The sequence below is a fragment of the Streptomyces sp. NPDC037126 genome (genome assembly GCF_055605965.1).
Genome location: NZ_JBVJTD010000004.1, coordinates 147,983 through 166,517 on the forward strand (window position 1 = coordinate 147,983; position 18,535 = coordinate 166,517).

Below are 18,535 nucleotides of genomic sequence, written 5' to 3' on the forward strand. Positions count from 1 at the left end.
CGTTCCGGACGGCGGATCTCACGGCTGGGCGAGCCAGCCGGGGTCGCACAGCAACAGTCCGTCGTCCGGCACGAAGGGGAAGGACTCACCGGTCACCGCCGTCCTGGCGAGACGGTCGGCCGCGTCGGCGCACGAGAGGTCGAAGAGGGAACCCGTTGCCGCGGCCGGATCAGCCGGAGCGGTGGGTGCCCGGCGCAGGGCGTCGACCGACAGCAAGCCGGCTGCCTCGCGGATCCCCTCGTCGCTCAGGACACCGAAGATCCGCACCGCCTCGCCCAGGTTCTGCCAGCCCACGAGGTCCAGCAGTCCCGGCCGGACCTGGAGCGCGGGGATCCCGGAGGCCCGGAAACGCAGCGCCACCAGCCGCCAGGGCCCGTACGGGAGAGCGACCAGGGCTCTCGTCCGCGCGCAGACCGCGTCGAGCAACTCCATGACGGCATCGGCACGGTCCCTGATCAGCAGGCGTGCCTGTGCGGGATCCCTGGCCGTTCCAGCGGCCGTCAGAGCGTGCACCAGTGACGGCTCGACGAGTCCCAGCGCCAGGTCACGGCTGAGCAGGACGGTGTCCAGAGCGTGCGGGCCGTACTCGTCGTCGTTCTCCTCGTCGGTCGCCACGTCCGGGTCCGGCAGCCGGCCGACGACCAGTCGCGCGCCGGCGCTGAAGTCCACGGACCTGCTCAGGAGGTCCTCGCGCAGGGTGCCGGTGGAGGGACGGCGCGTCGGAAGCCACTCCGCGACGCCGACCAGCCGTCTGTGCTCGTGGTCCCGCGCCGGGTCCTCCTGGCGGCCGTTGTCCAGCAGCCTGCCGACACCGCGCTGAAGCAGGCGGCGCGCGAACATCCTTACGTTCAGCGGCCGCCCGGACTCCAGGCGGACCGCCGCGGCTCTTGAGAGCACCGCCCGGTAGAGGTCGTTCAGATCGGTGCCGTACGCCCGGCCGTCCTCGAACCGGACGTCGGGCCGCAGGTCCGGGGGCAGCACCGGCAGCCGCTGCACGGCGACGGTGTCCAAGGGCAGGCCGCCCGTGGCGTGGTCACCGGCCTGGTGGAGGAGCATCTTCACCGCCTGCCCGCCCGTGACGGCGACAGCCGCGCTGTAGCCGGGAGTTCGTTGCCATTCCTCCCCGCTCACCAGGTGCCAGGCCCGCAGCGAGGTCGGCCCGGGATCGGTGACCAGGAACAGTTCGCAGTCGGCGAGTCCCCGAAGCTCGGGCTCGGTCAGCCGCAGCACGCGGGCGAGGTGCGCGCCCGCCGCGCCGCTCAGGTACCAGGGGTGGACGACGGACACGGGCAGTTCGATGTGGCCGAGCCGTCGGCCGCGTTCCCCGGGCGTGGTCAGTGTGCGCCCGCAGGCACCGCAGGGTCGGCCGACGTCCCGCGGACCATGGCGTTCCCCGCAGGCGCACTCGCCCTCGCGGTCCGGACCGAAGACGTACGGGCAGAACAGGCCGCCGGGCACCGGGCGCCGGGTCCACGGGTCGAAGAACGCTTCATTCACCACTTGGCCGGACGAGCCGTACACGACTTCGGCGTCGGTCATCAGGCGCAGGGCGAGGCGGCCGGCGTCCAGCCGGGGCGCGATGCGGGCGGCCCGCAGGGTCAGGTCGAGGCGGCGGACGGCATGGGACGCGCAGTCGTGCAACGCGACCGGGCGCGCGGCGGGCGGGGCGAGCCGGCCGTCGCCCGCCTGGAGGGAGTCGGCCAGGTCCGTACGCCACCGCGCGCAGTCGCCGCGCGGTCCGTAGATCTCCATCGCCAGGTGACGTGCTCCGTGGGCGATGAGCCATCGGAACTCCGCGGGCTCCATCAGCTGGGCGCCCTCGCCGTACGTCGCACCCAGCAGCGGCTGCTGGATCACCATCGAATAGAGGCCCGCGGCCCGAACGCCGGTGTCCGGGCCTGCCAGGCTCTGCGCGGCGAGGTGGACGTGGACCGTGCGGGCGGCCCGGCCTGGCGGCGGGGCCCAGGGGTGGCCGGGTGCCACGACCAGGTCCGGCTCTTCGCAGTGGTCGGCGAGCCGTTTGAGCAGCGCTCCGCCGGCGAGGCCGCACACGACCACGGTGGTCCCGGACCCGTCGTCCAGCAGGTCTCCCTGCTGCAGCGGATGGTCGACGGCGAGGGTGACGGTGACGCGCGTCCGGCCCATGCCACCCCGCAGGTGCCGGCCTGGAGCGTTCGGGATCGCGTCGATCGCCGCGCCACCGCTGATCCGCTGGGCCAGGACGTGTCCGGGCAGCCGGCCGGGCATCGCGAGGGACCTGTTGCGCAGCAGGAGCGCCTCGCTGCCGAAGACGGCCTCCAGCAGGCGTTCCTCCGGCGTGCGCGGGGCCTCCTTGACCAGGGGGGCGCCGGCGCCCACGAGGAGCTGCCCAGGGTGCACCTCGCGTCCCGGCGCTGCCAGGCCGCAGGCGTCGAGACTCACCGTCCGCCGGTCGGCCACGTACGGCGGGGTGGGGGAGAAGACCGCGTCGGCGGGAAACTCCGTCGTGAGCTGGAGCAGCGCCGGGACCGACAGCGCGTCGGGATCGGCCAGGCGCTCGTTGACCAGGGCAGCCGACCCCTGCAGTCGCGGGGAGGCGGCGACGGTGCAGCGGACGGACACCGCTCCGTGACTGACCAGGTCGGCGGGGCCGAGGTTCTTCTCGCTCAGGTCGCGCAGCCGGAGCCAGAATCCGCGCGTGTACCGTAGCCACTTGGGGTGGTGGCCGACCCGGCGGCCGGCGGCGGCCGGTTCGTCGTCCGTGAGGTCCCGCAGCAGCTCGCGCCGGAAGCGGGCGTAGGAGCCACCGCGGCCGAGCAGGGTGCGTCGCAGGAGGGCTTCGAGGATCGGGCCCAGCTCGGTCCGGCCGTCGTAGCGCGGCGCCCCCCGCAGCACGAGGAACCGGTCGTCCTCCCGCGACTCGTCGAAATGCCGCACGGAGTCGTCCTCCCAGAAGACGGCGGGCGGATCGAAGACGATCTCTCCTTCCGACTCCCGTACGCCGATGGGCAGGGGAAGGTACATCAGCAGCCGGCGCACCCGCCGGGTCGTGCCGTGACGGCCCTCGAGGGCGAGGTCCAGGGTGAGGGGCAGCCGGAAGTCGGACGGCCCGGCGCCGCCATTCCTGATGCGCCAGAGGCCGGCGAGGGTCACCCTCGTCCCGCAGTCGGGGCAGACCGCGTAGTCGACGGCTCCGCCGCACTCGGGCTCGGGGCAGCGGGGCGCGGGCTCGGCGATCCTGCCGTGGCCGTTGACGGCGGAGCAGGGGCAGGTGTGGTCGTAGCGGCGGGCATGCCCGGTCAGCCGGCCGCAGGAACAGTTCCAATCGCCCAGTTCGAAGGCGATCGCACGGACGCGGCCCCCCGCGTCACCGGCGTCGATGGCGTCCGGCGCATCGCCGGAGGCGACGGTGCCCCCGGCGTCAGGGGGATCGAAGGGGTCGGGGACGAAGCGCCGCAGGACGCCGTGCAGTCCGGTGGCGCGCCGCTCGTGCGGAAGCTGGTCGAGCTGGAGGAAGCCGGCGTACGCGTCGCAGTGCGACCGCTGGACGTCGGCACCTGCGAGGGTGTGGAACGGATGCTGCTCCAGCAGGAGCACCCGCAGGTAGCGGACCAGGTCGGGATCACGCGTGCGGAAGTAGGTGCGGGCGATGTGCAGGTCGCTCCGCAGGGCGTTGACGTCGGACACGCCTCGGCGCAGTTCGCGGAACTCCTCGTCAAGGACGGTGTCGTGGAGGTCGCCGCCGCGGCCCTCCTCGGCGGCCAGCCGGACGGCGTTCTCGATCGTGTAAGGCGTACGGCGCCGGCGCCAGTCGCGCACGTGGGCCGCGAGTCGGGCGCGCGCGAAGCCGCCGGCCACGAGCGCGCTGACGTCGTCGCGCAGGGACGCCATCGCTCAGCCGATTCCGGCCCTGCCCCGGAAGTACTGCCGGAACCGGTCGTGGCAGAAGCTGTACTCCTCGTCCCCTCGCCGCGGTACGAGCCCCGGCGCTGCCCGGCGGTGGACCAGCAGGAAGCGGTGGATCCCGCGCAGGATGCTGTCGAAGTTCAGCCAGTTCAGTCCGTCGACGAGGTCGTGCAGGTCCTTTCCGGAGAGTGTGCCGGCCTCCAGGAGGAAGCCGAGGATCTCGACGTGTTCGGCGCGGTGGGCGCTGCGTGCGAGCTGCTCCAACTGCTGGTCCAGGTAGCCCTCCAGACCGGTGGGCGTGCGCTCGACATTGTCGCGCGTCAGCGTGCCGGTGGCCGTGTCCTCGACCAGGAAGCGCACGTAGAACGGGTCGCCCGCGGAGACGCGCGCCATCTCGCCGACGAAGTCGGCGTCCTCGGCAAGGGGGGCCGCCGCGCCGCCCGCGCTGCGCAGCAGTTCGGCCAGCGCGGCCTCGTCCAGGCCGGGGAGGCACAGGTGCAGGCCGAGGTCCGCCGGGCGGAGAGCGATGTCGTCGAGGCAGGACCGGTCGCCCTGGCTGCGGCCCGAGAGCACGAGCACGAGCCCGTCCGGAAGTCGTCTCGGCAGGAGGGTGCGGAGCTGGTCCGGCGGTTCCAGCTCGTCCACGGCGTCCAGCACCACGACCGTCGGCTTCTTCGGTGCCCGGGTCATGAGGCCGCGGAAGCGGCGCTCCAGGCTCCTCAGGTCCGCGCCGCGCACATGGTGCGGGTCCAACTGCTCGCACAGGCAGTCCAGTACATCCCCGGGACTGGTCGGGTCGAACCCTCCGCCCGATCTCCGGTACGCCTGGCTGATGAAGTGGTAACGGAACTCCGGGCGCCGGCTGACCAGATCCGCGAGGAGGGAGGTCTTGCCGTATCCCGAGAGCGCCTCCACGAAGACATAGCCCGAGGCTCGGTCCCGGACGAAGTCCATGATCCTCTCGCTCTCCGCGCGGCGCCCGGCGAACAGCCGCGTGTGCTGCTCGATGAGGTCGTGGAAGAAGTCCCGCGCCCCCAACCCTCCTGCCCCGTCCGCCTCCGCGGGCGCGCCCGTCCTGCTCGATGCAGCCGGCTCGCGCGGCGGTTCCGCGCGGGCGGCCTCCACGGCCTCGTCCCACAGCCGCAGCAGCGGATCCGGATCGGTGTTCAGGGCCCGTGCCAGGGCCAGCAGCGTGGCTCTGGTGGGCAGGTCCGTTCCGTTGAGGGCCTTGCTCACCGTGGTGTGGCCCAGCCCCGCCAGCCGCTCCAGGGCGAGCATCTTCAGACCGCGCGCGTCCCGCCGGTCCCGCAGGTGCTGTTTGAGCTCGGCCAGGGCCGTGCTCCGGTCTCGTCGGCGTTCGGCCATGTCGTGAGTGACCCCGTACAGGTTCGTTCGCCCGTACGCCGCCGTACGGTGACTGCGCCATTTTCGTTCCCGGACGACTCCCGCAACAGCCTTTCGCCGAACGGAGAATGCCCCATGTCGGTCCCGCCCCCCGCATCGCCCGCGCACTTCCTCACTGTACTCGTGGCGGTCCTCGTCGCGGTCGTACTCGCGCTACTGGCCGCCGTCGCCGCCGGGTTGCTGGCGCGCTGGGACGGGGCGTCGCTGCCCGGCTCCGTGCTCCGCGCGGGCACGGCCTTCGGCGCCACCCTCACCGTGCTCTGCGGACTGATCGCGCTGGGCGTGACCGTACTGTCCTGACAGCGCCGAGCCGCCCGCCGCCACGCGGGCGCGAGATCAGCGCGGCCGGGCAGCTGCCTGTCGAGTTCGCCGACATCCCCAGCAGATCAGCCTCGATCAGGCACGTGAGTCCCGGCCGGTGGCCGAAGGGGCGATGGACCCCATCCGTGCCAAGTTCGGCCCCGGCTCGGTCGGCCTCGCCGCCACCGCACATTTTCGCCGCGCTTCACAGCTTGTCCTGGCCTGCCTCCTGTACTCACAAGCCGTGCAAAGGCGTCGGCTGCCCGGCGGAGGTGCCACCCGGCATCGCCATTCGGTGTGAGCCGGATTCGCCCTCCAAAAGCTCAACTGCTCGGGCGAGTTGACTGGCTTCTTCCCGCTGGTCGGGGCCCGGGGCGATGAGCCGATCGCCGGGGAGACGGATCTGCGCTGCAGGTTCCAGCGAGTCTCGCGGACGTCAGGCTCGTGATCGTGTCACGAGCGCGACGGGAGAAGCTGCCGGTACGTCGTCCGCAGCAGTCGGCTCGAGGAGTCGAGTGTGTACGCGGGAACCTTGGGAGCCGCACCGGACAGGAAGCCCGATCCGCCATTGTCCAGGATCGTCTTGCCGGATTTTCCCGCGGCGACCCAGTCGATCTCGACGGCGAAGGCACAGAAGCAGGTGGTGTTCTCCACGGTGAGCTGGAACACCTCGGGATCGTTCGACGAGATCTTGTAGGGGAAGGACACCGGTGGGTGCGCAGCCGCCTTCGCGATGACGGGTGGATCGGTCTTGTCCAGATCGGTCTGGAACGGCCTGACGCCCACTGCTGTTCCGCACCCCCCGTCATCAACGGCGATTCCGGTGGTCGGATGCGGCTTCCGCTGTACGTCCAGCACCCGCATGCCGACCAGCAGCACTGCCTCTTCGGAAGACGTCTGGCTGGTGATGTCGACGGCTACCGGCCCCAGACGCCTCTGCCCCCTGTGCTGTCCCCGCTGGTAGTCGTCCGCCGTCTCCGCGTAGTAGTTGACGCTGGAGGAACACTGCTCCTCCGCCTGTATGTGCACGAACGACGGAAGCCTCGCATTACCGGGATCCAGCAGCCGCGGCACCGGCCTCTCATCCGGTTCGGCGGTCGATCCCAGCGCGTACACCGTGTACGCGCCTCCCGCACCCAGGACCAAGGCCAGTGCCGCGAACACCCCTGTCGCCCGACGCCGCCACCACTTGCGGGCCGGAGGCGTCGCCCGGGGCGCGCCGTAGTAGTGGACGTGCTGGACGCCCTCGGTCTGGAAGGGGCCTTGGAAGGTGTTGTCGCGCAACTCGAATTCGTCCTGCGCGCCGTGCTGTCTGTTGCCGTCGGTCATGATGCGGCGCCGCGGTGGATGTGCTGGACACCCTTGGCCTGGACCGGACCGGAGAAGGTGTTGTGATGGAACTCGAGATGGTCCCCTCCAGGCCGACTGCCGGATGCCGGGGCCAGGGATTGCAGGTGGGCCACCGCCCGCTCGAGATCGGCGGCGAAGCCGGCATCGGTCTCGTCGGCCTCCTCCAGCGCGAGCACAACCCGCTGCCGGATTCGGTCGCTGGGCGACTCGTGCCCGCTTGCCGCCTCCTCCGTCAGCCGGTGCAGCACAGGGTCGTTGCCGAGCTTGCGGCTCACCAAGTCATGCAGGCGATCCATTCCGGCGTCCAGCGCCCGGTCGACTTCCCCGTCCGCCCGCCCGGCCACGCGCTGAGCTTTGCGAACAGCCCACGCGAACGATGCCCGTCACGACACCCCCCCACTGCCTGTGCTGACCCCACATCAGACGGTACCGCCCATCGGGCGTCGAAACAGCCCGATCGGCCTGGGGAAAGCACGCCTTACAGCGGGGGACGGTCTGGCCTGTGGGCCGGGCCCATGTGGTTTCAACGCCTGGCTCGTCGCCGGCCGTAGCCACCTCGGCTGAGGATGGCGGCGCGAAGTGGCAGGCTGTGCGCGAGGGGAGTGCCCACAGGTCGTTCAGAAGGCGACGCGCGAGGGTGATGACGGTCTGCCTATGGGCTTCTTCGCTTGCGGTGAATGTGTCGCGAGTACAACCGCCTCATCGAGATTGCGGTGGCCGATCCGCTTTTGCCGTACGGACCGAGCCGCTGGATGCCGCGCCCCGCCGGGTGACGTGGGTGACGGCCAGCAGCAGGACGGCGAGGACTTGGATGGCGACGACGACCGTGATCAGCAGCGGGATCGAGTAGCCGTACAGGCCGCCCGTCAGGGCGCCACCGGCAAGGCTCGCAGCGCCGACCACGCCTGCGAAGAGGCCGTACGCAGTGGCTCGTCGTCCGCTGGGCACGAGGTCGGCGACGGTGGCGCGCAGGGTGGACTCCTGGATGCCCATGGCCGCGCCCCACACCAGCGATCCGGCCACGGCGATCGCGACCGTGTTGGTGAAGGCCAGCGCGACCACGCCCGCCGTGAGCACCGGCAGGGCGATCAGCACGCGCGGGCCGACCCGGTCGTAGACCCAGCCCGTGGCCAGTGCCGCTACGGCGTCGACGGCCATCGCCGCCGCGTACAGCACCGGCACCCAGGCAGCCGTCAGCAGATGCCGCTGAACCAAGTGGTAGGAGAGCACACCGAAGGTGGCGAACCCGGTCGTGGTTGCCGCGGTGAACCCCGCGTAGGACCAAAACGCCCTCGGCAGCCGTCCGTCCGGCGCATCCGGTGGCATGCGCGTGGGTGCTTCGGCTTCCACCTCACGTTCGTAGGCATGCGGTTCCGGCACCCGGGCCCGCAGCCAGAACAGCAGCACCAGCACGGCAATGCCGGGAACAGCGAGCACACCCAGCGCGGGACCGTAGTCGTTGCCGGTCAGAGCGAGCACGCCGGCCACCAGGAGCGGGCCGACCAGGGCGCCGATCTGGTCCATCGCCTCGTGCACGGCGAAGCCGCGGCCCCGCCCGGTAGCGGCGGTGGCGTGCGACAGCATGGTGTCCTTGGCCGGAGAGCGCACCGCCTTGCCGACCCGCTCGGCGACCACCAGCACGCAGGCCGCCCACAGCGTCCCCGCCACGCCCAGCAGCGGAACCGAGACGACCGTAAGGGCGTAGCCGGCGATCGCCAGCCCCCAGAAGCGCTGTGTCCGGTCCGCCAGCGGGCCCGACACCAGACGCAACCCGAGCGCCGCCGACTCACCGGCCCCGGTGACCACACCGACCACCAGTGCGGACGCACCCAGCGAGGCCAGCAGGGGACCGGTGATCGAGCGGGCGCCCTCGTACACGAAGTCGGCGAGCAGGCTGACGGTCCCGAACCAGACCACGAACCGCCACGGCCCCATCCGCTCTGGCCGGTCCGCCTCCTGGCCGGTCCTGCGGCCGCGGCGGCTCACCGCTGCGTCCCGCTGCGGGCGCGGCGCCAGGCGCCGTCGGCGAGGAGACGCAGGCCGTTGAGGCCGACGATGACGGTGGATCCCTCGTGGCCCGCGACACCCAGCGGGAGCGGCAGGGTCCCGGCCAGGTCCCAGATCACCAGGCCGGTGATGAACACCGCGGCGATGGCCAGGTTCTGCACGACCAGGCGGCGCGCCTGGCGGGAGAGGCGGACGACAGCGGGGATGGTCGCCAGTTCGTCGTCGCGGACCACGACCGCGTCGGCGGTCTCCAGGGCGAGGTCGGAACCGGCGCGGCCCATGGCGATGCCGGTGTGGGCGGCGGCCAACGCGGGGGCGTCGTTGACGCCGTCGCCGACGACCAGCACTTTCCGCCCCGCCTGTCCCATCTCCTGCACCGCCGTCACTTTGTCCTGTGGCAGCAAACCTGCGCGGACGTCCGTGACGCCGACCTCGCCGGCGAGCCGGGCCGCCGCGCGCGGGTTGTCGCCGGTGACCAGTACCGGTGTGGCGCCTGCCAGTTCGCCCAGGAGCGCGACGGTGGCGGTGGCTTCCTCACGCAACCGGTCGGCGATGCCCAGGACCCCCACGGGCTTGCCGTCGAGGGTGACCAGCACGGCGGTGCGCCCCTCTTCCTCCAGGCGTGCGGCCACGTCCAGGGCGGGATGGCCTGTGTGGCTGTCCGGCAGGCGGGCCGGGCTGCCGACCGCGACGGACTCGCCCTCGACGGTTGCCCTCACGCCGGTGCCGGGTGCGGAGCTGAAGTCCTCCACGAGCGGAATGTCCAGACCGCTGGTGCGGGCGGCGTCCACGATCGCGCGTGCCAGTGGGTGCTCACTGGGGTGTTCGGCGGCCGCGGCCAGCCGCAGCACCTCGGCCTCCGTCAGGCCGGGGGTGGCCGTCGGACGGATGTCCGTCACTCGGGGCGTGCCCTCGGTCAGGGTGCCCGTCTTGTCCAGTGCCACGGCATCGACCTGCCCGAGGCGTTCCATGACCACGGCCGACTTGACGAGCACACCGTGGCGACCGGCGTTGGCGATCGCCGACAGCAGCGGCGGCATGGTGGCCAGCACGACCGCGCACGGGGAGGCGACGATCATGAAGGTCATGGCCCGCAGCAGCGTCGGCTGGAGAGCGGAGCCGAAGGCGAGCGGCAGCACGAAGAGCGCGAGGGTGGCGGCCACCATGCCGATGGAATAGCGCTGCTCGATCTTCTCGATGAACAGCTGTGTCGGTGCCTTGGTCTCGGAGGCTTCCTCGACCATGGCCACGATCCGGGCGATCACCGAGTCGGACGGGTCCCGCTCGACCTTCACCCGCAGGGCGCCGGTGCCGTTCAGGGTGCCGGCGAACACCTCGTCCCCAGGCTCCTTGGCCACCGGCAGCGGCTCGCCCGTGATGGTGGCCTGGTCGACGTCGCCGGCGCCGTCCAGCACCCGCCCGTCGGCGCCGATCCGTTCACCGGGGCGCACCAGGATCAGGTCGCCGACCTGCAGCTCCTGGGTGGGCACGCTCTCCTCGCTGCCGTCGTCCCGCAGGCGGGTGGCAGCCGTGGGAGCCAGGTCGAGCAGACCGCGCACCGAGTCCGCGGTGCGGGCGGTGGCGATCGCCTCCAGCGCACCTGAGGTGGCGAAGATGACGATCAGCAGCGCACCGTCCAGGACCTGCCCGATCGCCGCCGCACCGAACGCGGCGACGACCATGAGCAGATCCACATCCAGGGTCTTGTCCCGCAGCGCCTGCAGACCGGCCCGGCCCGGCTCCCAGCCGCCGGTGACGTAGACAGCCGCGAGCACCGGTCCCCACGACCACGCCGACGCGCCGGTCAGATACAGCGGCAGCGCGACCAGGAACAGCACCAGCGCAGCCGCCGCCCACCGGGCCTCGGGCAACGCGAAGATCAGCGTGCGCCGCCGGGGCGCCACCGTCTCGCGGGCGGCGCCGGTCTCGGCCGGGCGGGTGAGGGTGGAAGACATGGGAGCGGGGTCCTTCGCAGGTTCGGACGCGACGGGTCGACTTCACCACCGTAACAGGAACAGATGAAGAGGCATTCATGTGTTCATGTGTGGTGCCGTAGCATGGGCGCATGGGTCATGGAGCCGCACCGCCGACCGGAAGCGTCCCGCGCAAGCGCCTGGACGCCGCCAGTGCCGCCAAGGTCGCCACCACACTCCAGGCGCTGGCCACTCCCTCGCGGCTGCTCATCCTCGCGCGGCTGCGCGAAGGCCCGCTTCCGGCGACCGAACTGGCGGCGGAAGTCGAGATGGAGCAGTCCGCCTGCTCCCACCAACTGCGGCTGCTGCGCAACCTCGGCCTCGTCGTCGGCACCCGCAAGGGCCGGTCGGTGGTGTACTCCCTCTACGACAACCACGTCGCCGAACTCCTCGACCAGGCCCTGTACCACGTCGAACACCTCCGCCTCGGCCTGAGCGACACCCCGGTCGCCGTCGAAGCCCCCGCGACGAAGTCGATGGTCGCTCCGCCAGGCTGAGACCAGGAGACGTCCGGACTGCAGTCGGCCCCATCGCCCGGGAGGAGAACCAGCCCCTGCGCCCTCCCTGCCCTGCGGCTGAGCACACGGGATCGACGGGATCGGCCCGCCCTGGCAACTGAGATGATCTCGGGGTGGCTGTGATCACGGCGTCCCGTTCACCGGGCTCAGCCCTCGGCAGTTTGCGGATCACATCACCGACCGGTGGCTTTCGGCATTGGCAGCCTCGCCACGATGCAGGAGGGCGGCCGGAAGTACGTTGCCGAGCCAGGCAACGCGGCTGCGAACAAGCGGATCCTCGGCGCCGCGGCCCTCACCAAAGAACAGTGCCGAGCGATGCCGGACGCCCATACAATCGCCGCGGCAAGGTGATCAACCACGTAAGTCTCTGCAGCTCGGACTACGACACGGCCTTCAAGCTCGACGGTCAGGGCGAGGTCGAAGGCATGGTCCGGTTCCGGGAGACCGAAATCGGCACAGGTTCCGACGACATGCGGGACGCGACCGTGGAGGACCACACCGACCAGCTCACGTCGTCCGGTGTGTTCAACGACTTGGTTCTGATGAGCTTTCAGGTGGCACAGGCCGGCTTGCCGGCCTCGGGGCCTGAGCCGCCCCAACGACAGCTACGAGTGCGACGAGTTCCCCATCGCCTCGGACATGGAGGGCGCCGGCCGGGGCGACGGACGCTGCTCCGTCCACTACGTGCCGGGCACCGAGAACAGCAAGGCGGGCTCAGAGCTTTCCACCTGGTACGGCAGCGATCGGATCCCGCACAACAACGCTGACCGGCCAGGAGGGTCAGCGCATGTTCAGCGGGGGCTTTCCGTTCGTACGGCCCACGCGCTCCCGGCGGCTGCCGGCTTCAACGAACGGCTCGGTTTCACGACCCGCAAGCGGGTGGCCTTCCGCGGATACCGCACTCCCTGACGGCGCGGTCCGCCACCGCGGACTCAGCCGGCGTCGCCGCCTGCGCCGGGCCGTGCGGACGCGGGGGCTGGAAGCAGGCGGTGACGTCCTTGCCGCGCGGGCAGCGGTGGGCCTGCCAGCCGTCGGTGAGGGCGTCGACCAGGAACAGCCCGCGTCCCCCGAGGGCCCCCTCACCGGCGTCGCGTTGCTCGGGCAGCCGCGTGGAGGAGTCGTGCACGGTCACGTGCAGGCACTCCTCGTCCCACATGAGGATGAGCTGCGCCGCGGTGTGGGCGTGCACGTGGGCGTTGGTGACCAGCTCGGACACCGTCAGCACGACCGAGTCCACCAGATCGGGCGCCGTCCGTTCCCAGCCGAGCGTGGCCAGGTGCGCCCGCGTCCACTCCCGGGCCGTCCGCACTCCGCTGCTGATCGGCAGCGAACGCGCCCACCCGACGGCCTTCAGTGATGAGTCCCTCGCCACTGTCTCTCCTTCAGCCGACCACGGTCCCTGTCTCGTCTGCCCGGCGGGCGGCGGCCCCAACCGAGCCGAGGCGAATTCCGTGGGCCGGGGCACCGGAACCTCCGGCCGGGCGGATGCCGCGCACCGTCCGGGTCGCCACGGACCGGCGGTCACTGGGCCTGCGGCTTCCGCGCCCGGTCGGTCTCGTCCTGGACGAGCAGCGAGAGCAGGGAGGCCACGGAGAGGCCGGCCTCGGCCGGGTGGCGCAGCACCTTGCCCGGCTGGATGCGGTAGGTGTTCGTGCGTCCCTCGCGGGTGTGGGAGAGGTAACCGTCCTGCTCGAGATCGGCGATGATCCGCTGGACCGCGCGCTCCGTGAGGCGGCAGCGCACGGCGATGTCGCGGATCCGGACGCTCGGGTTGTCGGCGATGGTCGCCAGCACGCGCGCGTGATTGGTGATGAACGTCCATCCGTTGTGGGACTCGGGGAGTTCGACCATGCACCGCATTTTAGTGGGGGTGCTTGCCGGAAGCTCGTTACATGACATAAGTTTCGTGTAACAGATGACGTGGTTCGACGGGGGAAGACTCACAGGAGGACCCGAGCGTGTCGTGGGACGAGGCCGTCATACGAGGGTGCGGGGACAACGCCGCTGAGCACGGTGGGCGATCGTCCGGCCGGTGCGGAGGGCAGCGCCCGCCGGAGGCACTGGTCGTCCAGTACGAGCGGGACGGCGCGTGGGTCGTCGTCGCGCACGGCTCCTACGACCTGCACTCGATCACACCCCTGGCCGAGGCGTTGGACGCCGGAGCCAGGCAGTACCCGAAGGTGGTCCTGGACGCCTCCAGGGTCTCCTTCGCGGACTCGACGTTCCTTAACCTGCTGATCCGCACCCACCGTGCGACGGACCTGAGCGTGGTCGCGCCGACCCCGCGGCTTCGGCGCATCCTCGAACTCACCGGAGCCGACGCCGTCCTGGAGCTACGGGCGACGGTGGAGGAGGCCGTGGGCGCGCCCGGTCCGTGCTCACCGGCGGGAGCCGCGGGAGCCGCGCGAGACCGCGGGGACGACGTCGCCTAGCCGCGGCCGGACAGCCCGGCGCGCCGGCCGCGGACACCGGCCCGCCGGGCCGCTCGTGGTCACGGGGATCAGCGGACCGTCACGGTGACCTGCCAGGTCAGGATCGCCTGGGAGCAGACGCTGCCGGGCACGGGCACGCACCGCATTCGGGAGTCGAGCGTGGTCCGCCCGGCGTCGCGGACGCGGAACACCGCCGTGGCGTCGCCGTTCGGACTGCGTCCGCCGGCCGTGCGCTGCAGCACCTCGTCGTCGGCGGCGGTGGGCGAACTCCAGGCCCACGTCGCCGTCGGGGTCCGCCTGCCGGTGAGGCGGACGGTGATCACATCACCCGTGTGAGCGGTGATGGATCGTCCGTTCGCGCTGTTCGCGAGCGTCAGGTCATGCCTGTGCACCGTGGTGGCGGGGCTCGCCGTGGCGGCGCCCGCGGCCAGGACGACCGCGGCCGCCGCCGACACGGCGGCCCGGCCCAGAGAAACTGTGATCATGAAAGGCCCAACGACCGCGGACGCGTCCAGGATGCGCCGAGGGCCAGGGAGACCCACCCGTGGGCTAGGGCCTGTCTGACCATTCGCGTCTGCCGCGCGACGCCTTGCACGCACGCTCGCCGCGCCGGTCCCGGACCCGAGTACGTCCGGTACGAGGGCCTGGGGCCGGCACGCCGAGAGCACGGGCCTGACGCCGCGCGGCCGCCCTTCGGGCGACGACGCGCATGGTCAGACAGGCCCTAAGGCTTGCGGGCCACCCCCACGTACACCGGCTGTTGCACGCGCACCCGCATCCCCGCCGCGGGCTGCCAGCTCGTGACCGGCACGACACCCGGTTCGCACAGCTCCAGGCCGTCGAAGAACCGGGTGACCTCCGCGTGTGTCCGTGCCCGGACGGCGGTGCCCCCGGAGCGGTACACGGACTCGATCCGGTCCCACACGTCCGGGTCGAACTCGGCGCTGACATGGGAGAGCAGCAGATGGCTCCCGGACGGCAGCGGATCGAGCAGGGTGCGGACGATGCCGTACGGATCCAGGTCGTCGGTGACGAACGGCATCAGCGCGATCAGCGACAGGCCCACGGGCCGCGTGAGGTCGAGGTGTTCACGGGCGTGCGCCACGATCCGCTCCGGGTCGCGGACGTCCGCGTGCACGTAGGCGGTACGGCCCTCGGGCGTGCCCTGGAGCAGGGCCTCGGCGTGCCGCAGGACGATCGGGTCGTTGTCGGCGTACACCACACGGGCGTCCGGGACGACGGCCTGGACTATCTGGTGCAGGTTCGGCTCGGTGGGGATGCCGGTGCCCACGTCCAGGAACTGGCCGACGCCGCGGTGGGCGACGAAGCGGGCGGCCCGGTGCATGAACTCGCGGTTCGACCACGCCGTGTCCTTGACGCCGGGGAACAACTCCAGCACCTGCTGCGCGGCTTCGGCGTCCACGGTGTAGTGGTCCTTGCCGTCCAGGAACCAGTCGTACATCCGGGCGGAGTGCGGTTTGCCGGTGTCGATGCGCTCCGGGCTGAATCCGGTGTCTGTCACGTCGGCTCTCCTTGCGGTGTGGGGGGTGGCGGGGTGCCGGTCAGTCGGTCTTGCAGCGGGCGGCGGCCGTGGTGTCGTGCCGGTGCCAGACGGCGTCGACCACCCGGCCGTCGGGCAGCGTGTGCCGGGCGGGGCCCCGGGCCGGCACGAAGCCCGCGCGGACCAGGGCCCGCCGGCTCGCGGTGTTGCCGGGCTCGGCACCCGCGCGGACGGTGACCAGCCCGGCGTGCGCGTGCGCGAGCGCCGCACCGGCGCGGAAGAGCTCCGCCCCCAGGCCCTGTCCGCGGCAGGCAGGGGCCAGCCAGCCGCCCATCTCGCCCGACCTGTGCTCCAGTTCGACGGCCCCGGCATAGCGGAGGTCGGACCGGCGCACGCACACCAGGAGCAGCGGCTCATCGGGTCCGGGTACGAACGGCTCGGCCAGCCTCCGGGGGACGCGGCGGCCGTCGTCCCCGGTGGGCCGCCACTCCAGCAGGGTCCGGCGGGTGCGGGAGTCGGGCAGCACACGGTCGGCCCGGGTGCCCAGCCACCGCTGCGCCTCGGCGTCGGCGCACGCGGCGAGCGCGGCCACCACGTCGAGCCGGGTCCGGGGTGTGAACAGCAGCAGCCGCTCGGTGGCCAGGACATGCCGTCCGGGCGCGCAGCGGCCGGGCGCCGGCAGCCCGGGCACGGTGCGGCCCCGGCGGATCAGCGACCAGACCATGCGACCCCCGAAGCCCCGACGCGACGGCCCGACCGGCGGCCGGCGTCCCCGCGGGGCACGGGCCGCCGAACGGATGCGGACGATCCGCACCGGCGGTGAATCTAGCGGGGATCCTCGCCGCACGTCGTCCACGGCGGGCCGTTCCGGACACCGTTTTCCCCCGGCATCCGTACCGAGGGCGGACCACCGCGGCCCGTCCGGCGATCCTCGGCCTCGCGTGACCCGTCTGGCCGCGGTCCCGCGGCGGCGCTCAGTCGGCGTGTTCCTGGGAGTCGGGCTTCGGGTGGGTGCGGGTCCAGGAGGGGTCGACGGCGGGGGAGGGGAGGGGGGAGGTGTGGTTCATGGCGATCCTTCGGACTGGTGGGGGATGGTCCGTGGTGCTGGTTCGGCCGGTGTCAGACGGGGGCGGCCGCTAGCTCCGCCCAGACGACGCGGGCGGGCCGGTCGGGCAGGACTATGACGCCCCAGTCGCGGCTCAGCGACTCGACCAGGAAGAGCCCGCGACCGTGCTGGTCGTCGGGTCCGGGCAGGCCCGCCATCGGCAGTGCGGGGCCCGCCTCCTCGTCCTCGACCTCGATCCGCACCCGGTTCGCGGTGCCGCGCAGGCGGCAGGCGATCCGCTCGCCGGCCGCGTGCACGAGCGCGTTGGTGACCAGCTCGGAGGTCACGAGGACCACGTCGTCGCGGACCCCGTCCGGCACGGCCCAGGCCGTCAGCAGGTCCCGTACGACACGGCGGGCGGTGCCGACCGCCGTGGGCACGGCCGGCAGGTCGAAGGCGGCACAGCCGGTGGGCGTGACCCCGGAGGCGAGCCGGTCGAGGCCGTCGGGCCCAGGGAGTCGACCGAGGCGCTCGCCTCCGGGTGGTCTGAGAGCGCCGGCCGGGTCCACCGGGCGGCGTGGCGGTTCGAGGCCCGGACGTTCGGCGTCCGCCGCCCGCTGCGCCCCGGGCACCGCCGGCAGCCTCAACAGGGCCTGCTCACCGGGCGATCCGTCCGGGCCGAGATCCTCGGGCGGACGGTGGAGCGGTCGGGGGAGGGAGGGCGGAGCCATCGCCGTGCGCCTTTCGTCCGGCCTCGCGTGTGGGTTCGTCCGGCTCGGCGTGGGGGTTGTGTCGGTGCGGGTCGGCCGGCCGCTCGCGCAGTGGACGACACACCGCCTCACACGAGGCCGTGGTGCGGCCCGGTCTCCCCCGACCCTGGCCACGCCGCCCGCTCCTTCGGTCGGCCGGAGCAGTGAGTCCACTGTGGCACCTGCCAACAACGCCCCGCAACCTGCAAGTTGAAAATTGCAAGAGGCCAGGTGCATGCTGCTTGCGCCAGAACGTGATCGGGTGGCATGGCGAAAGCGATCGTGTGCAAAGGTGACCCTGATACCTGCTGAGGGGGTGGGGTGTGACCGCGGAGACCGACTGGGGCGGCGCCCCGTCCGTACTGCGCATGATCCTCGGCCGGCAGCTGGAGGAACTGCGGACCCGGGCCGGTATCGGCTTCGCCGAGGCGGGCGCCGCCATCGGGGTCAGCCACTCCACGATCCGCCGTATGGAGGCCGCCAAGGTGGCCCGGCTGCGGCTGGCGGACGCGGAGAAGCTCCTCCAGGTCTACGGCGTGACCGACCAGCAGGAGATCGAAACCTTCCTGCAGTCCGTGCGCGAGGCCAACAAGCGGGGCTGGTGGCACACCTACCGCGACGTCATGCCCGACTGGTTCGCCGCCTACCTCAGCCTGGAGCAGGCGGCGTTGCAGATCCGCGCCTACGAGAACCAGTTCGTGCACGGCCTGCTCCAGACCGAGGAGTACGCCCGCGCCCTGCTCGGCGCGGGCAATCCGCACGCGTCCGCCGAGGCCACCGAACGCCGGGTCGCGCTGCGCATGCGCCGTCAGGAACTGCTCGCCCGGCAGGCGCCGCCCAGGGTGTGGGTGGTGATGGACGAGACCGTGCTGCGCTGGCCGGTCGGCGGCCCCGAGGTGATGCGCGCGCAGATCGACCACCTCATCGAGCTCCACCGGATGCCCCATGTGACCCTGCAGCTCATGCCGTTCGCCAACGGGCCGCACCCCGCGATGCGGGCGGGCGCCTACCACCTCTTCCGCTTCCGGGCCCGCGAACTGCCCGACATCGTCTACCTCAGCGGCCTGGTCGGCGCCGTCTACCTCGACAAGGCCGACGACGTCGTGGTGTACCGCGAGGCACTGGACCGGCTGGGCGCCCAGGCCGCGCCCGCCAGGAAGACCGAGACCCTGCTCGGCCTGATCCGCAAGGAGCTGTGACGTGCCCCGACCCGTACGCAACGGCATGCCGGCCGCGCGACCGGGCACGGGCGGCGTCTTCCCGCCGCACGAGACGTCGCGTTTCCCGACCTGTGTGAAGGCGGGCGCCGCCGACTTCCCGCCGTGAACCGCCCCGACCCAGCACCGCGTTGCCCCACCCCCCGTCCCGAAC

17 protein-coding genes and 1 pseudogene are annotated in these 18,535 nt (G+C 72.2%); 6 read left to right on the forward strand and 12 right to left on the reverse strand.

Translation table 11 applies throughout. The features are described from left to right. Positions 1-18: 18 nt before the first annotated feature. Together ACZ7FF_RS12200 and ACZ7FF_RS12205 are read right to left on the reverse strand one after the other, a co-directional pair. A complete protein-coding gene (locus ACZ7FF_RS12200; protein WP_470811683.1) occupies positions 19-3,870 on the reverse strand; it encodes a hypothetical protein in 3,852 nt (1,283 codons plus the stop codon). A gap of 3 nt (positions 3,871-3,873) precedes the next feature. Next, a complete protein-coding gene (locus ACZ7FF_RS12205) occupies positions 3,874-5,250 on the reverse strand; it encodes a helix-turn-helix domain-containing protein (protein WP_470811684.1) in 1,377 nt (458 codons plus the stop codon). A 114-nt stretch (positions 5,251-5,364) separates the two neighbouring features. Here ACZ7FF_RS12205 and ACZ7FF_RS12210 point away from each other — a divergent pair, with 114 nt between their 5' ends. Beyond that, positions 5,365-5,589, forward strand: a complete 225-nt coding sequence (locus ACZ7FF_RS12210; RefSeq protein WP_470811686.1) for a hypothetical protein — start codon at positions 5,365-5,367, stop codon at positions 5,587-5,589. A gap of 453 nt (positions 5,590-6,042) precedes the next feature. Here the strand turns inward: ACZ7FF_RS12210 and ACZ7FF_RS12215 are convergent, their stop codons facing one another. The 4 genes from ACZ7FF_RS12215 to ACZ7FF_RS12230 all read right to left on the reverse strand — a co-directional run bounded on the left by ACZ7FF_RS12215 (position 6,043) and on the right by ACZ7FF_RS12230 (position 10,901). Beyond that, positions 6,043-6,918 carry a hypothetical protein gene (locus tag ACZ7FF_RS12215; RefSeq protein WP_470811688.1) on the reverse strand — a complete coding sequence of 292 codons (876 nt, stop codon included), beginning with the start codon at positions 6,916-6,918 and terminating at the stop codon, positions 6,043-6,045. Continuing rightward, positions 6,915-7,283 (reverse strand): hypothetical protein, encoded by a 369-nt coding sequence (locus ACZ7FF_RS12220; RefSeq protein WP_470811690.1) that lies wholly within the window; start codon positions 7,281-7,283, stop codon positions 6,915-6,917. Before ACZ7FF_RS12220 ends, ACZ7FF_RS12215 begins: the two co-directional genes overlap by 4 nt. A 355-nt stretch (positions 7,284-7,638) precedes the next feature. Continuing rightward, the gene (locus ACZ7FF_RS12225) at positions 7,639-8,925 is read right to left on the reverse strand and encodes an MFS transporter (RefSeq protein WP_470811691.1); all 1,287 of its coding nucleotides are present in this window, start codon (positions 8,923-8,925) and stop codon (positions 7,639-7,641) included. Further along, entirely contained in the window at positions 8,922-10,901 is a 1,980-nt protein-coding gene (locus ACZ7FF_RS12230; RefSeq protein ID WP_470811692.1) for a heavy metal translocating P-type ATPase, read from the reverse strand. Before ACZ7FF_RS12230 ends, ACZ7FF_RS12225 begins: the two co-directional genes overlap by 4 nt. A gap of 110 nt (positions 10,902-11,011) precedes the next feature. Here ACZ7FF_RS12230 and ACZ7FF_RS12235 point away from each other — a divergent pair, with 110 nt between their 5' ends. Further along, positions 11,012-11,416 carry an ArsR/SmtB family transcription factor gene (locus ACZ7FF_RS12235; RefSeq protein WP_470811694.1) on the forward strand — a complete coding sequence of 135 codons (405 nt, stop codon included), beginning with the start codon at positions 11,012-11,014 and terminating at the stop codon, positions 11,414-11,416. Between the two features lie 606 nt (positions 11,417-12,022). After that, complete coding sequence (locus ACZ7FF_RS12240) at positions 12,023-12,346, forward strand: NucA/NucB deoxyribonuclease domain-containing protein (RefSeq protein WP_470812234.1); 324 nt, start codon at positions 12,023-12,025, stop codon at positions 12,344-12,346. Positions 12,347-12,401: 55 nt separating this feature from the next. On the opposite strand, the pseudogene ACZ7FF_RS12245 reads toward ACZ7FF_RS12240, so the two are convergent. Both ACZ7FF_RS12245 and ACZ7FF_RS12250 read right to left on the reverse strand, forming a co-directional pair. Continuing rightward, a pseudogene (locus ACZ7FF_RS12245) lies at positions 12,402-12,809 on the reverse strand (ATP-binding protein); the annotation flags it as partial. 149 nt (positions 12,810-12,958) lie between these two features. Beyond that, positions 12,959-13,288, reverse strand: a complete 330-nt coding sequence (locus tag ACZ7FF_RS12250; RefSeq protein WP_470811696.1) for a helix-turn-helix transcriptional regulator — start codon at positions 13,286-13,288, stop codon at positions 12,959-12,961. A gap of 107 nt (positions 13,289-13,395) precedes the next feature. Between ACZ7FF_RS12250 and ACZ7FF_RS12255 the strand changes: the two genes are divergently transcribed. Further along, the gene (locus ACZ7FF_RS12255; protein ID WP_470811697.1) at positions 13,396-13,869 is read left to right on the forward strand and encodes an STAS domain-containing protein; all 474 of its coding nucleotides are present in this window, start codon (positions 13,396-13,398) and stop codon (positions 13,867-13,869) included. A 68-nt stretch (positions 13,870-13,937) separates the two neighbouring features. Here the strand turns inward: ACZ7FF_RS12255 and ACZ7FF_RS12260 are convergent, their stop codons facing one another. The 4 genes from ACZ7FF_RS12260 to ACZ7FF_RS12275 form a co-directional block, all read right to left on the reverse strand. Beyond that, a complete protein-coding gene (locus tag ACZ7FF_RS12260; protein ID WP_470811699.1) occupies positions 13,938-14,354 on the reverse strand; it encodes a hypothetical protein in 417 nt (138 codons plus the stop codon). Between the two features lie 239 nt (positions 14,355-14,593). Continuing rightward, entirely contained in the window at positions 14,594-15,391 is a 798-nt protein-coding gene (locus ACZ7FF_RS12265) for an SAM-dependent methyltransferase (RefSeq protein ID WP_470811700.1), read from the reverse strand. Between the two features lie 40 nt (positions 15,392-15,431). Next, entirely contained in the window at positions 15,432-16,094 is a 663-nt protein-coding gene (locus ACZ7FF_RS12270) for a GNAT family N-acetyltransferase (RefSeq protein WP_470811702.1), read from the reverse strand. A 395-nt stretch (positions 16,095-16,489) separates the two neighbouring features. After that, positions 16,490-17,146 carry an ATP-binding protein gene (locus ACZ7FF_RS12275; protein WP_470811704.1) on the reverse strand — a complete coding sequence of 219 codons (657 nt, stop codon included), beginning with the start codon at positions 17,144-17,146 and terminating at the stop codon, positions 16,490-16,492. 341 nt (positions 17,147-17,487) lie between these two features. Between ACZ7FF_RS12275 and ACZ7FF_RS12280 the strand changes: the two genes are divergently transcribed. Next, the gene (locus ACZ7FF_RS12280; protein WP_470811706.1) at positions 17,488-18,363 is read left to right on the forward strand and encodes a helix-turn-helix domain-containing protein; all 876 of its coding nucleotides are present in this window, start codon (positions 17,488-17,490) and stop codon (positions 18,361-18,363) included. Between the two features lies 1 nt (position 18,364). After that, positions 18,365-18,490, forward strand: a complete 126-nt coding sequence (locus ACZ7FF_RS12285) for a hypothetical protein (protein ID WP_470811708.1) — start codon at positions 18,365-18,367, stop codon at positions 18,488-18,490. Positions 18,491-18,535 lie beyond the last annotated feature (45 nt).